We start from the raw sequence: 14,221 nt of genomic DNA, 5'->3' as shown, positions 1-14,221 counted from the left end.
TCCTCGTGTCGAAGATCGATTTCTCCAAGGTCCTCATCGCGCAGGGCGGCGGGCCGACCGCCGTCATCAACCAGTCGCTCGTCGGCGCCGTGCTGGAGTCGCGCAAGTTCCGCTCGGTCGAGCGCGTCTATGGCGCCTATCATGGCGTGCGCGGCATTGTGAATGAGGATTTCGTCGATCTCACGCAGGAGACGACGCATAATCTCGAAATGGTCGCCTGCACGCCATCCTCCGCGCTCGGCTCGACGCGTGACAAGCCCGATCTCAAATATTGCCACCAGATTTTCGAGGTGCTGCGCGCGCATGAGATCGGCTGCTTCTTCTATATAGGCGGCAATGACAGCTCCGACACGGTGCGCATCGTCTCGGAGGAGGCCGGACGCGCCGACTATCCGCTGCGCGTCGTGCATATCCCCAAGACGATCGACAATGATCTGATGATCAACGACCACACGCCGGGCTTCCCATCGGCGGCGCGCTGGGTGGCGCAGGCCTTCGCCGGCGCCAATCTCGACAATTGGGCGCTGCCGGGCGTCTATATCGCCGTGGTGATGGGTCGCCATGCCGGCTTCCTCACAGCGGCTTCCGCGCTCGGCAAGAAATTCCCCGACGACGGCCCGCATCTCATCTATGTGCCCGAGCGCGTCTTCGACACCGAGCGCTTCCTCGCCGATGTGAAGGCGACTTTGGATAAATACGGACGCTGCGTCGTCGCCGTGTCGGAAGGGGTCTCCGACGAAAATCACACGCCGATCGCGGCCAAGCTCGCCGAGCAGGTGGAGAAGGACGCGCATGGCAATGTGCATCTGGGCGGCGGCGCTCTCGCCGATATGCTGACCGAGCTCGTCAAGACGAGGCTCGGCCTCAAGCGCGTGCGCGCCGACACTTTCGGCTATGTGCAGCGAAGCTTCGTCGGCTGCGTCTCGGATGTGGACCAGCGCGAGGCGCGCGAGGTCGGCGAGAAGGCGGTGCAGTTCGCGCTATGGGGCGATCGGGACGGCTCCGTGACGATTCACCGCACGGGGTTTTATTCGGTCGACTATCGGCTCTCGCCGCTCGGCGCGGTCGCCGGCAAGACCAAGGTGATGCCGGACGAGTTCCTGACCGCGGATGGCACGGATGTCACCGACGCCTTCCGGCTATATCTGCGTCCTCTGCTCGGCTCCGGACTGCCGGACGCTTACCGACTGCGGCTCAATCCTGTCGCCAAAATTCTGAAGGCATAATGTCGCAAACCCGTCGCACGACCAGCGACGTCCTGGGTCAAGGCCTTGATTTTCGCGAAATTTACTCTTTAGAAGGGGAGGCGCCCGGAAAAGGCGCTGGCCCTCTTCCCAAGGCGTGATTCTTGCTTGATTTATGTGCGGGCGTCGTGGTTGCATTGCGGGCCGGGACTTATAGACTGGCGTTCGCGGATGGGGCCGGGGACGAGGAGTGCGGCGGGCCGGGGCCTGCTTGCACATTTTGTTAGGCCCTCGCTGATATCGAGTGAGGTTGGTTCGATTCGCCACAGCGGGCCGATCGGTCAGGAGACGAGACATGAGCAAGGTCGGCAGCAGCGATTCGAAGAACACGCTCTACTGCTCATTTTGTGGCAAGAGTCAGCATGAGGTGCGCAAGCTCATCGCCGGCCCGACGGTCTTCATTTGCGACGAATGCGTCGAGCTCTGCATGGACATCATCCGCGAGGAGAACAAGTCCATCGTCAAGCAGCGCGACGGCATTCCGACGCCGCGCGAGATCTGCAAGGTTCTGGACGATTATGTGATCGGCCAGGCGCAGGCCAAGCGCGTGCTGTCGGTGGCCGTGCACAATCACTACAAGCGCCTCAATCACGCCGCCAAGCATGGCGACGTCGAGCTGGCCAAGTCCAACATATTGCTGATCGGCCCGACGGGCGTCGGCAAGACGATGCTGGCGCAGACGCTGGCGCGCATCCTCGATGTGCCCTTCACCATGGCCGACGCCACGACGCTGACCGAGGCGGGCTATGTCGGCGAGGATGTCGAGAACATCATCCTCAAGCTGCTGCAGGCCTCGGATTATAATGTCGAGCGTGCGCAACGCGGCATCGTCTATGTCGACGAGATCGACAAGATCTCGCGCAAATCCGACAATCCGTCGATCACCCGCGACGTGTCGGGCGAGGGCGTGCAGCAGGCGCTGCTGAAGATCATGGAAGGCACCATCGCCTCCGTGCCGCCGCAGGGCGGGCGCAAGCATCCGCAGCAGGAGTTCCTGCAGGTCGACACGACCAACATCCTCTTCATCTGCGGCGGCGCCTTCGCCGGCCTCGAGAAGATCATCTCTGCTCGCGGCCGCGGCACGTCGATCGGCTTCGGGGCCAATGTGCAGGCGCCGGACGAGCGCCGCACCGGCGACATCTTCCGCCATGTGCAGCCGGAGGATCTGCTGAAGTTCGGCCTCATCCCCGAATTCGTCGGCCGTCTGCCGGTGATCGCGACGCTCGAGGATTTGGACGAGGAGGCGTTGAAGCGCATCCTCACCGAGCCGAAGAACGCGCTGGTCAAGCAGTATCAGCGGCTGTTCGAGATGGAGAGCACCGAGCTCACCTTCCAGGACGAGGCGCTCTCCTCTGTCGCCCGCAAGGCGATCGAGCGCCACACCGGCGCGCGCGGCCTGCGCTCCATCATGGAGGGCATTCTGCTCGACACCATGTTCGAGCTGCCGGGCCTCGAGGGCGTCGAGCAGGTCGTCATCGGCCCCGAGGTCGTCGAGGGCAAGGCGCGTCCGCTCTATATTTACGCGGAGCGTAATGAGAAGAGCGGCGGCGCCAGCGCCTGACGCTTTTTTGGGCGCGGGAGCGCGACTCGATCGCCGCTCCCGCGCCGCTGACCTACATGCGTCTGTTTTTCCAGTATCTTGAATCGTTCTGCCGTTGGGCCCATTTGTTGCGTAATCGCCTTCGACGCCGTTCGTGCGCGAGCGGGTCTCTCGGAAGGCGGGACGTCCGCTCGAGCGTCGGGCCCGGAACTTGCAAGCGTTTTTTTAACGTCCGAAGGTCCCTTTAACGTCAGAAGCGTCCCTTTGCGTCAGAGCGTCGCCTCGCCCCGCTTCAGCGGGGAGCGAAACGGAACAGGAAAAAAGAAATGACGAACGAAAAGCGCAATTCCATCGTTCCCGGCGCGATCGAGAGTTATCCGGTTCTGCCGTTGCGCGACATAGTGGTCTTTCCTCATATGATCGTTCCGCTCTTCGTGGCGCGCGACAAGTCGATCCGCGCTCTGGAAGAGGTGACGAAATCCGAGCGGCTCATTCTGCTCGCGACGCAGAAGAACGCCGGCGACGATGATCCGGCTCCCGACGCGATCTATTCGATCGGCACGCTCGCTTCGGTTCTGCAGCTGCTGAAGCTTCCCGACGGCACGGTGAAAGTGCTGGTGGAGGGCGTCGGCCGCGCCAAGGTGCGCAACTATACGCGCGTCGACGAATATCACGAGGCGGACGCCGAGGCGCTCGGCGACGAGATCGACCAGCCCGTCGAGGTCGAGGCGCTCGGCCGCTCGGTCATCGCCGAATTCGATTCTTACGTGAAGCTCAACAAGAAGGTCTCGCCGGAGATCGCCGCAGCGGTCACGCAGATCGAGGATTTCTCCAAGCTCTCCGACACCGTCGCCTCGCATCTCTCGGTGAAGATCGCCGAGAAGCAGGATGTGCTGGAGACGATCTCCGTCGCCAAGCGTCTCGAGAAATGCCTCGCGCTGATGGAGAGCGAGATTTCCGTGCTGCAGGTGGAGAAGCGCATTCGCACGCGCGTCAAGCGCCAGATGGAGAAGACGCAGCGCGAGTATTATCTCAACGAGCAGATGAAGGCGATCCAGAAGGAGCTCGGCGACGAGGACGGCAAGGACGATCTCGCCGAGCTCGAGGAGCGCATCAAGAACACCAAGCTCTCCAAGGAGGCGCGCGACAAGGCGGTCGCCGAGTTCAAGAAGCTGCGTCAAATGTCGCCCATGTCCGCGGAAGCGACGGTGGTGCGCAATTATCTCGATTGGGTGCTGGCGCTGCCCTGGGGCAAGAAATCCAAGATCAAGCGCGATCTCGAGCAGGCGCAGGGCGTTCTCGACGCCGATCACTTCGGCCTCGAGAAGGTCAAGGAGCGCATCCTCGAATATCTCGCCGTGCAGAGCCGCGCCAATAAGCTGACCGGCCCGATCCTGTGCCTCGTCGGCCCGCCCGGCGTCGGCAAGACCTCGCTCGGCAAGTCGATCGCCAAGGCCACGGGCCGTGAGTTCGTGCGCATGTCGCTCGGCGGCGTGCGCGACGAGGCGGAGATCCGCGGCCATCGGCGCACCTATATCGGCTCCATGCCCGGCAAGATCATCCAGTCGATGCGCAAGGCCAAGACGTCCAATCCGCTCTTCCTGCTCGACGAGATCGACAAGATGGGCATGGACTTCCGCGGCGATCCGTCGTCCGCGCTGCTCGAGGTGCTCGATCCGGAGCAGAACGCCACTTTCGCGGATCACTATCTCGAGGTCGATTACGACCTGTCGAATGTCATGTTCGTGACGACGTCGAACACGCTGAACATCCCTGCGCCCTTGATGGACCGCATGGAGCTCATCCGCATCGCCGGCTACACGGAGGACGAGAAGGCCGAGATCGCGCGCGCGCATCTCATCCCGAACACGGTCAAGAAGCACGGCCTCGCCGCCGACGAATGGTCGATCGACGACGAGGCGCTGCTGACGCTGGTCCGCCGCTACACGCGCGAGGCCGGGGTGCGCAATCTCGAGCGTGAGCTCTCCAACCTCGCCCGCAAGGCGGTGAAGGAAATCCTGCTCTCCAAGGAGAAGGGCAAGAAGGTTCACGTCACCAACGACAACATCACCGATTATCTCGGCGTCCATAAATATCGCTACGGCGAGGCGGAGCTCGAGGATCAGGTGGGCGTCGTCACCGGCCTCGCCGTCACTGGCGTCGGCGGCGAGCTGCTGACGATCGAAGGCGTGATGATGCCCGGCAAGGGCAAGATGACGGTGACCGGCAATCTGCAGGAGGTGATGAAGGAGTCGATCTCCGCCGCCGCTTCCTATGTGCGCTCTCGCGCCGTCGATTTCGGCATAGAGCCGCCTTTGTTCGACCGTCGCGACATCCATGTGCATGTGCCGGAAGGCGCGACGCCTAAGGACGGTCCCTCGGCCGGCACGGCCATGGCGACGACGATCGTGTCGATCCTGACCGGCATTCCGGTGCGTCGCGACATCGCCATGACCGGCGAGATCACGCTGCGCGGCCGCGTGCTGCCGATCGGCGGCCTGAAGGAGAAGCTGCTCGCGGCGCTGCGCGGCGGCCTCAAGAAGGTGCTGATCCCGGAGGAGAACGCCAAGGATCTGGCGGAGATTCCGGACTCGGTGAAGAATGGCCTCGAGATCGTGCCATGCTCGCGCATGGACGAGGTGCTCGCCCATGCGCTCGTGCGTCAGCCGACGCCGATCGTCTGGGAGGAGCCCGCGCCTCCGATCGCCGCCAAGGTCGTCGAGGACGACGCGAGCGGCGTGCGCGCGCACTGAAGGCTTCGGCCCCTCGCCTCGCGGCTCTGTCGCGGGGGAGGGGCCGCCGCCCTCCGGGACCGAGCCGCGTAAAGCCCCGGTTTCCGCCTGTTTCCTTTGTCATCTCGCCCTCAGGCGCCCGGAACTCCAGGGATTCCGGCGTTGCGCTGTCTTCTAACCCTTGCTTTTGCTGACATTCCGGCACATCACTCACCTGTGCCGGGTCCCAGCGATTCGACGCCGCTCGATTTTCGGCGCTCAGCCCCGTGTCGACGACCGGCTCCCGGCGGAAGCAGAAGGGATGAGACCATGGTCAATAAATTGGAACTGGTCGAGCATGTCGCCGAGGCGACCGAGACCTCGAAGGCCGCCGCCGCCGCGGCGATCGACGCGGTGATCGACGGCATCACTTTGGCCCTCAAGAAGGGCGAAGAGGTGCGTCTGGTCGGTTTCGGCACCTTCTCCGTCAAGAAGCGCGCGGCAGGCAAGGGCCGTAATCCCGCGACCGGCGAAGAGATCAAGATTCCTGCTTCCAACAGCGCTCGTTTCAAGCCCGGCGCCACTCTCAAAGCGGCGCTCAACAAGGCCAAATAATCAGGCCGAGTAGGGCAGGCCCCGCCGCCCGGCTCCCTCCTTTCGACCGGAAGTCCAGTTCGCCGCCGGGGCGCGACCGTCGCCGGCGGCTTTGTCGTTTCTGTCGCCCCCGCGCGACTCGTCTTGCGTGAAGGGGGCGCCCTCCCGTAAACAATGCGGCGTCGATCCCGGTCGGCGCGCGGGCGGTTAGCTCAGTCGGTAGAGCGTCTCGTTTACACCGAGAGGGTCGGCGGTTCGAGCCCGTCACCGCCCACCAGGCCGCGATCGGGAGAGACCCGCGGGAGCGGCCTGTCGTCTGGCTGCGCAAAGGCGGCGCAGACGGGGCGGAAATTGGCCGCATATGAGGATAGAGACGCAGCGCCGAGAGCATGAGCCGAAATTTCGTCCTTCTCCTCGCTTTGTCCGCGCTTCTCGCGGCGCCTTCGGCCTGCGCCGCGGAGATGTCCTTCCGTCTCGCGACGACGGCGAACGCCCATTGCGCCGACCATTGCCCGCGCGTCATCGTCGCGGAGGGCGAGATCGTGGAGGACACGGCCGATGCTTTTGTGAGCTTTCTGCGCGATCAGGGACGCGAGACGGAGCTGCGGAGCATCGTGCTCCTCGACTCGCCCGGCGGCCGCGTGGTCGCCTCCATGCAACTCGGTCAGGCGCTGCGCCGGCTGGGCATGGCGGTCATCGTCGCGCGCGTGGAGTCGGAGACCGGCGCGCTCGTCTCGGGGCGCTGCTATTCCGCCTGCGTCTATGCGCTGATGGGCGGCCGCAGGCGGGTCATCCCGCGCCAGAGCCGCGTCGGCGTGCATCGCATGTTCAATTATGTCGACGGCGTCGATCCGATGAGCGGCGAAGCGCTGCGCGAGCGCCGCTACGACGACGGCGGGATGCGCCGCACCCTTCTGCGCTACAGCGCCTCCATGGGCGTGAGCCGCGATCTGATCGCGCTCGCCGAGCGCACCTCGCCCGATCGCGTCCATCTTCTCTCCGCCGCCGAGATCGCCCGCTGGCGCCTCGGCACGCCCAAGCTTTAGACGAGCCGCCGAGCGGGGAACTCGTCGGCGCAAACACTCAAGCAGGATTGGTCGTTCCATGAAACATATCATCGATGGTCTCGAGCAGCGGCGCGATTCGGCGCGTCTCGGCGGCGGCGTCAAGCGCATCGACGCGCAGCATGCGCGCGGCAAGCTCACGGCGCGCGAGCGTATCGAGCTTCTGCTCGACCACGGCTCCTTCGAGGAGTTCGACATGTTCGTCGCGCATCGCTGCGCCGATTTCGGCATGGACCAGGGCGAGAAAATCTCCGGCGACGGCGTCGTCACCGGCTGGGGCACGGTCAATGGCCGCGCCGTCTTCGTCTTCGCCAAGGACTTCACCGTCTTCGGCGGCTCTCTCTCGGAGACCCACGCCCAGAAAATCACCAAGCTGCAGGATATGGCGCTCAAGAACCGGGCGCCGATCATCGGCCTGTTCGACGCTGGCGGCGCGCGCATCCAGGAGGGCGTCGCGGCCCTCGGCGGCTATGGCGAGGTGTTCCAGCGCAATGTGATGGCCTCGGGCGTCATTCCGCAGATTTCCGTCATCATGGGACCCTGCGCCGGCGGCGACGTCTATTCGCCGGCCATGACCGACTTCATCTTCATGGTGCGCGACACGAGCTATATGTTCGTCACCGGCCCCGATGTCGTGAAGACCGTCACCAATGAGACGGTGACGGCCGAGGAGCTCGGCGGCGCCTCGGTGCACACCACCAAGAGTTCGATCGCCGACAAGGCTTTCGACAATGACGTCGAGGCGCTGCTGCAGATGCGCCGGCTCATCGACTTCCTGCCCTCCTCCAATAAGGAAGAGCCGCCGGAATGGCCGAGCTTCGACGAGGCCGAGCGGCTCGACGCCTCGCTCGACACTCTGGTCCCCGACAATCCCAACAAGCCCTATGATATCAAGGAGCTGATCGCGAAGATCGCCGATGAGGGCGATTTCTTCGAGATTCAGGAGACGCACGCCAGGAACATCGTCGTCGGCTTCGGCCGCATCGAGGGCCGCACGGTCGGCTTCGTCGCCAATCAGCCCATGGTGCTCGCCGGCGTGCTCGACATCGACGCCTCGAAGAAGGCGGCGCGATTCGTGCGCTTCTGCGATTGCTTCAATATTCCGATCGTCACTTTCGTCGACGTTCCGGGCTTCCTGCCGGGCACGGCGCAGGAATATGGCGGCCTCATCAAGCATGGCGCCAAGCTCCTCTTCGCCTATGCCGAGGCCACTGTGCCCAAGGTCACGCTCATCACCCGCAAAGCCTTCGGCGGCGCCTATGACGTCATGGCCTCCAAGCATTTGCGCGGCGACGTTAATTACGCCTGGCCCTCGGCCCAGATCGCCGTGATGGGCGCCAAGGGCGCGGTCGAGATCATCTTCCGCGCCGATATCGGCGACGCCGAGAAGATCGCCCAGCGCACCAAGGAATATGAGGATCGCTTCCTGTCGCCCTTCGTCGCCGCCGAGCGCGGCTATATCGACGAGGTGATCATGCCGAGCGCGACTCGTAAGCGCATCGCCCGCGCGCTCGCGCTGCTGCGCCACAAGGAATTGGAAAACCCCTGGAAAAAGCACGACAACATCCCGCTCTGACCTGCCCTTGCGGGCAGGGTGGCGCGTCGGCCCGATGGGCGGCCGACGCGCAGGTCGCCCAAGCGGAGAACAGCCTGCCCCGATGGCGGGCGCCTTCAGCACAATTTCATTCCAGCGGCGGGCTTTTTCGGATGACAAAACATTCAGCCTGTCATAATGTCCCCTTCGCCGAGCTGGCTAAAAACATTTGAGCGCAGAATGCGTTCTACCAATCGCTGGCTGAGGTCCAAGTCGGGGAGGACGCCGGAACTCTGCCCATCTGCGAGACGCTCCACACCAATTCTCGCGGATGGCGCCTATCGACGAGTCCGGTCAAAGGACGGGTACCAAAGAGTGGGGAGAGGCAAGGGCCGTCCCCGCTCTTTGTGTATGTAGAGCCATGATAGAGCTTTCCACTCGATAGATAGCCAGAGCCTATCAAGCGCGGCTCGCGCCGCCGCCGCGGCCCCCCGAACCCACATTCGCAACTCTCGGAGAATCGCAAAATGTCCATCAAGCGGATTGGCGCCGGCGCGCGCATGAGCAAGGCGGTCGTGCATGGCGGCGTGATCTATACGGCGGGCCAGGTCGCCGAAGCGGCCAAGGGTGGCCCGGTCGCCGATCAGACGCGCGAGATCCTCGGCCTCATCGACACGATTCTCCAGGAGGCCGGCAGTGAGAAAGCCAAGATTCTCTCGGCGACCATCTATCTCGCCGACATTGCGACCTTCGCCGAGATGAACAGCGTCTGGGACGTCTGGGTCGACAAGAGCAATCCGCCGGCCCGCGCGACGGTCGAGGCAAAGCTCGTTACGCCGGACTACAGGGTCGAGATCGCCGTCATCGCGGCGCTCTGAGCGAAATTTCATCGATAGGCCAATGACCTGTCGAAGATGCGAGCCAGAAGGCTCGCGGTCCGATGCGCGCCCAAGCCACGAACTTTGGACCGCGAGCCTTCAGGCTCGCTCTTGTCGGTCAGCGAAAGGCGAAGGGCGCATCAGGCGCCGGTCAGCGGATTGTCTGGATCATAGGCGTAGCGCAGCGTCTCGAAGCGCATCGAGCGGGCGTCCATCAGCAGCAGCCGCCCGACCAGCCCCTCGCCGAAGCCGACGATCTCGCGGATCACCTCGAGCGCCATCATCGCGCCGACCACGCCGGTCATCGCGCCGAGCACGCCGGCCTCCTCGCAGCTCGGCACGGCGCCCGGCGGCGGCGGCGCGGGGAAGAGACAGCGATAGGTCGGATTGGGCTTGCCCGCAGCGTCGGCCTCGAAGGGGCGTAGCGTCGTCAGCGAGGCGTCGAAGCCGCCGACGGCCGCGGTGACGAGCGGTTTCCTTTCATAGAAGCAGGCGTCGGAGACGAGATAGCGCGTCGCGAAATTATCGGAGCCGTCGGCGACGATGTCATAGGCGGCGATGAGCGCGCGCGCGTTGTGCTCCGTGAACCGCAGCGCATGTGGCTCGACATGCACATGCGGATTGAGCCGATGGATCGCCTCTTGCGCGCTGTCGACCTTCAGCCGGCCGACGGCGGTCGTCTGGTGAATCACCTGCCGCTGCAGATTGGAGAGCGAGACCTCGTCGTCATCGACGATTCCGAGCGCGCCGACGCCGGCCGCCGCGAGATATTGCAACAGCGGCGCGCCGAGCCCGCCCGCGCCGACGACCAGGACGCGCGCCTTCTTCAGCCGCTGCTGGCCGGGGCCGCCGACCTCGCGCAGCACGATATGGCGAGCATAACGCTCGATTTCGTCGGACGAGAGGCTCATGTCGTGTTTCCTGCGCCGAAGCTTGCGCGGCCGCTTGCACCGCGCTCGTCGCGATACTTATCATGATGCCACGAAAGGCCTAAGAGCCTCGCGCGGAAGCGTTCGCATGACGCGCGCGGAAGCGTTTTCGCGCTTGCATAAAACGGCGTCGCAGCCTTTGCTTGGATATGCGCGATTCGGCGCGTTTGTCCCGCAAGGACGGATCATGACTCTACCGGCTCCGCCCACCGGCCTCTACCCCGAAGACTATGAGAGAATCGAAGACGCGGTGATGGAGACCGTCCGCGGCCGATGGTTCCTGCTCGAGTTCGCGCGCCGTCAGCGCGCCCAAGAGACCGAGCGGCTCATCGTCGCCGTCGATCGGCTGGAGCGCGTCGCCGCGCGCGCGGAGGAGCAGGAGGCCGCCGCCGATTGGCGTCTGCCGCGCCGTCTCGTCGAACGCGCGCAGGAATTCGCGCAGACGCTGCGCGCCAGCGGCGTCGATGCGACGCTCTGCGCGCAAGCGGACGCGCTGGCGGAGCAATTCTCGCGGTTGCTCGACACGCCGGCGGCGGAGATGGAAGAGGCGCCGCGCGCGATCGCGGAAGCCGCGTCTGTCGAGATCGTCGCGGATCATGTCGAAATCACCGAGCCGTCCGCCGAGCCTTTCGGGATCGAGCCGGGCGTCGAGGTGGAGCCGATCGATGTCGGTCCGGTCGAGGCTCGAGTGGAGACGCTCGCAATCGATGCGGAGCCGGTCGAAGTCGCGCAAATCGAAATCGCGCAGGGCGAAGTCGCGCAAATCGAATTCGCGCAGGTCGCAGAGGAGCCCGAGCCGGCCGCGCAGCTCGAAGAGGAGCGCCCGACGATCGAGCGCCCTATGATCGAGCCCGTGGATGCGCCCGTCGTCGTCCGGGCGCCGGCGTCCAATGGAATCGTGTTCGAGGAATTCGTCGCCCGCGCGATCCGTCCAGACGAGATGGCGCCGCCGCCTCAGCCCGCGCCGCAGCGGCCTTTCGATCCGCGCCTCGTGGCGCTGTCACGGCTCGATCATCTCACCCTGAACGAAAAGCTTCGGCTGTTTGGCTGAGCCCGCTTTGCCGGCGGCGGCCTGAGCCGCCGCAGCTTCGACGCCGTTCTGATGGGCGAGCGCCACATTGCCGAGAAACTGCCGCGCGCTCGCCTCCCAGGTGAAGGTCAGCGCATGGGCGCGCGGAACGGCGCGCGCGATCTGCGTCGCCGCCAGACATGCCGCCTGCAGATCTTCGCTCAGCACGCCGGCGCCGCTCGCGCCCACGACATCGAGTGGACCCGCCACCGGAAAGGCCGCCACCGGCAGGCCGCAGGCCATGGCCTCGAGCAGCACCATCCCAAAAGTGTCGGTGCGGCTCGGGAAGACGAACACATCCGAGCTGGCGTAGAGCGTCGCCAGCTCCTCGCTCGTCTTCAAGCCGAGGAAGCGCGCCTGCGGATAGGCCGCCTCGAGCGCCGCCCGCGCCGGCCCGTCGCCGGCGACGAGCTTGGTGCCCGGCAGGTCGAGCGCGAGGAAGGCTTCGACATTCTTCTCCACGGCGAGCCGCCCGGCGTAGAGAAAGATCGGGCCCTCGACGCCGAGCTCGGTCGCCGCGCCCGGATGGAACAGCGCATGGTCGACGCCGCGCGACCAGCGCATCAGCCGGCGGAAACCCCGCGCGGAAAGCTCCTGCGCCAACGTCTGCGTCGAGACCATGGTCCCAGCGCCGCTATTGTGGAAGCGCCGCAGCAGCGCATAGGTCACGCAGACCGGCAGCCGCGTGCGCGCGTGAATATATTCGGGAAAGCGCGTGTGATAGCTCGTGGTGAAGCGCCGGCCCTGGCGCAGGCAGCAGGCGCGCGTCGCCAGCCCCACCGGCCCTTCGGTCGCGATATGGACATGGTCGTAGCCCTGCGCCAGACGCTTCGCCACAGCTCCCGCCGTGGCGAAGGCGAGCTGGATTTCCGGATAGGTCGGCATGGGAATGGAGGAGAAATCCTGAGGGGTCAGGAAATCGATCGACGCGCCGAGCGCGCTCGCCGCGCTCGCCATCGCCTCCAGGGAACGCACGACGCCGTTGACTTGCGGACGCCATGCGTCCGTCGCGATCAATATCCGCATCAGGCGGCGGCCCTCGCCTGAGTGAGGGCCTGCGGCTGCGCGGCGGCGGCCTCGGCCGCGGCCTCCTGTTCCTTGGCGGTCTTGTGCCAATAGATGATCTCGAAGCGGCCGTCGGCGTGCTCGGCGATCGCCGTGCAGCTCTCGACGAAATCGCCGGTGTTCACATAGAGCATGCCGTCGATCTGCCGGATCGTCGCGTGATGAATATGGCCGCAGACGACGCCGTCGACGCCGCGCCGCGCCGCTTCCGCCGCCAGCGTCTGCTCGAAATCGCCGATGAAATTCACGGCGTTCTTCACCTTCAGCTTGGCCCAGGCGGAGAAGGACCAATAGCCGACGCCGAACACGCGGCGCACGCGATTGGCCCAGGTGTTGGCGAAGAGCGCGGCCTCATAGGCCCAGTCGCCGAGAAAGGCGAGCCAGCGCGCATGGCGCACGACGATGTCGAACTGATCGCCATGAATGACGAGCATTTTCTTGCCGTCGGCGGTCTCGTGAATATCGGTCTCCGCGACCTCGACGCCGCCGAATTCCATGCCGGTATAGTCGCGGGCGAATTCGTCGTGATTGCCGGGCACATAGACGACGCGCGCGCCTTTGCGCGCCTTGCGCAGCAGCTTCTGCACGACGTCATTGTGCGCCTGCGGCCAATACCAGCCGCCCTTCAACCGCCAGCCGTCGACGATATCGCCGACGAGATAAAAGGTGTCGGCGTCGTGATGCTTCAGAAAGTCGAGCAGAAGCTCGGCCTGAAGCCCTCTGGTGCCGAGATGGAGATCCGACAGGAACAGCGTCCTGAAGCGCTTGGCGCTCTGCGAATCGGCCAATGAATCGATTGCGGTCATTTTGACGCGCCCGCCTCTTTTTGTGCCGCAGCGTCTCCTTCCCACCAGATTCGTGTTGCGTAACGATGACACCGGCCGCGACGACCGGCGCCATGGTGAAAATCCCGTTCGATATTTCGAACGAATTCGATTATCTATCCGATCGCAGCGGAGCGGAGCAGCGAGATGGGCGTGGAAGGCCGCGAGAAGCAGAAGATTCTGGAAGCGGGAGCGCTGGCTTTGTCCGGCCAGCTCGGCGCGACTGTCCAGCGTCTGCGCAAGGCCTATAATCTGTCGCTGTCGGAACTCTCCCAGCAGTCCGGCGTCGCCAAATCGATCATCAGCCAGATCGAGCGCAACGAGACCAATCCGACGCTCGCGACGATCTGGCGCCTCGCCCAGGCTCTCGATGTCTCCATCGAGCGTGTGCTGCAGACCACGGAGGACGAGCCTTTCCTCGAGAAGACCAGCCGAGCGGACACGCCGATTCTCGTCTCCGACGACGGCAAGTGCCGGCTCGAGATCATCGGCTGGATCAAGACCGTCGAATGGCTGCAATGTTATGAATTCTCCGCCGATCCGGGGGGAGTTCTGGAATCCGACGCGCATCAGCGCGGCTCTGTCGAGAGCCTGTCCTTGAGAGAGGGCGAGCTCGAGGTGGAGGTCGCCGGCGCAAAGGAGATCGTGCGCGCGGGCGAGACGCTGCGCTACCGCTGCGACCGCCCGCATGTGATCCGCAATCTCGGGCCGAGCGCCGCCCATGCGACCATGGTCTGCATTCTCAAAGCCGCCGCGATGGAGTGACCGT

General features: G+C 64.8%; 12 protein-coding genes and 1 tRNA gene. 10 read left to right on the top strand and 3 right to left on the bottom strand.

The annotated features are described in order from the left end of the window. Positions 1-5: 5 nt before the first annotated feature. The 8 genes from AC6IY7_RS03610 to AC6IY7_RS03575 all read left to right on the top strand — a co-directional run bounded on the left by AC6IY7_RS03610 (position 6) and on the right by AC6IY7_RS03575 (position 9,565). Positions 6-1,226: a 6-phosphofructokinase gene (locus AC6IY7_RS03610; protein WP_497781658.1), complete on the top strand. Its 1,221-nt coding sequence runs from the start codon at positions 6-8 to the stop codon at positions 1,224-1,226. Between the two features lie 313 nt (positions 1,227-1,539). After that, positions 1,540-2,805, top strand: a complete 1,266-nt coding sequence (gene clpX, locus AC6IY7_RS03605; RefSeq protein ID WP_159728472.1) for an ATP-dependent Clp protease ATP-binding subunit ClpX — start codon at positions 1,540-1,542, stop codon at positions 2,803-2,805. 305 nt (positions 2,806-3,110) lie between these two features. Further along, positions 3,111-5,537: an endopeptidase La gene (gene lon, locus AC6IY7_RS03600; RefSeq protein ID WP_497781656.1), complete on the top strand. Its 2,427-nt coding sequence runs from the start codon at positions 3,111-3,113 to the stop codon at positions 5,535-5,537. A gap of 288 nt (positions 5,538-5,825) precedes the next feature. Then, a complete protein-coding gene (locus AC6IY7_RS03595; protein ID WP_497781655.1) occupies positions 5,826-6,110 on the top strand; it encodes an HU family DNA-binding protein in 285 nt (94 codons plus the stop codon). 180 nt (positions 6,111-6,290) lie between these two features. Continuing rightward, positions 6,291-6,366, top strand: a tRNA-Val gene (locus AC6IY7_RS03590). Between the two features lie 112 nt (positions 6,367-6,478). Continuing rightward, positions 6,479-7,135 (top strand): COG3904 family protein, encoded by a 657-nt coding sequence (locus AC6IY7_RS03585; RefSeq protein WP_497781654.1) that lies wholly within the window; start codon positions 6,479-6,481, stop codon positions 7,133-7,135. Positions 7,136-7,193: 58 nt separating this feature from the next. Continuing rightward, the gene (locus AC6IY7_RS03580) at positions 7,194-8,729 is read left to right on the top strand and encodes an acyl-CoA carboxylase subunit beta (RefSeq protein WP_497781653.1); all 1,536 of its coding nucleotides are present in this window, start codon (positions 7,194-7,196) and stop codon (positions 8,727-8,729) included. A 485-nt stretch (positions 8,730-9,214) separates the two neighbouring features. After that, positions 9,215-9,565 (top strand): RidA family protein, encoded by a 351-nt coding sequence (locus AC6IY7_RS03575; protein ID WP_497781652.1) that lies wholly within the window; start codon positions 9,215-9,217, stop codon positions 9,563-9,565. 140 nt (positions 9,566-9,705) lie between these two features. Here the strand turns inward: AC6IY7_RS03575 and AC6IY7_RS03570 are convergent, their stop codons facing one another. Continuing rightward, positions 9,706-10,476 (bottom strand): HesA/MoeB/ThiF family protein, encoded by a 771-nt coding sequence (locus AC6IY7_RS03570; RefSeq protein ID WP_497781651.1) that lies wholly within the window; start codon positions 10,474-10,476, stop codon positions 9,706-9,708. Positions 10,477-10,681: 205 nt separating this feature from the next. On the opposite strand from AC6IY7_RS03570, the gene AC6IY7_RS03565 reads away from it, so the two are divergent. Further along, positions 10,682-11,545 (top strand): hypothetical protein, encoded by an 864-nt coding sequence (locus AC6IY7_RS03565; protein WP_497781650.1) that lies wholly within the window; start codon positions 10,682-10,684, stop codon positions 11,543-11,545. Here AC6IY7_RS03565 and AC6IY7_RS03560 read toward each other — a convergent pair. Together AC6IY7_RS03560 and AC6IY7_RS03555 are read right to left on the bottom strand one after the other, a co-directional pair. Continuing rightward, positions 11,495-12,589 (bottom strand): glycosyltransferase family 4 protein, encoded by a 1,095-nt coding sequence (locus AC6IY7_RS03560; RefSeq protein ID WP_497781649.1) that lies wholly within the window; start codon positions 12,587-12,589, stop codon positions 11,495-11,497. The genes AC6IY7_RS03565 and AC6IY7_RS03560 overlap by 51 nt on opposite strands. Further along, a complete protein-coding gene (locus tag AC6IY7_RS03555; protein WP_497781647.1) occupies positions 12,589-13,434 on the bottom strand; it encodes a UDP-2,3-diacylglucosamine diphosphatase in 846 nt (281 codons plus the stop codon). Before AC6IY7_RS03555 ends, AC6IY7_RS03560 begins: the two co-directional genes overlap by 1 nt. A 165-nt stretch (positions 13,435-13,599) precedes the next feature. On the opposite strand from AC6IY7_RS03555, the gene AC6IY7_RS03550 reads away from it, so the two are divergent. Next, complete coding sequence (locus AC6IY7_RS03550; protein WP_497781646.1) at positions 13,600-14,217, top strand: helix-turn-helix domain-containing protein; 618 nt, start codon at positions 13,600-13,602, stop codon at positions 14,215-14,217. The last annotated feature ends 4 nt before the right edge of the window (positions 14,218-14,221 follow it).

The sequence above is a fragment of the Methylosinus sp. is20ea genome (assembly GCF_059718135.1).
Note: the sequence above shows the minus strand (reverse complement) of the source record. Positions and strands in the feature narration are given on the sequence as shown.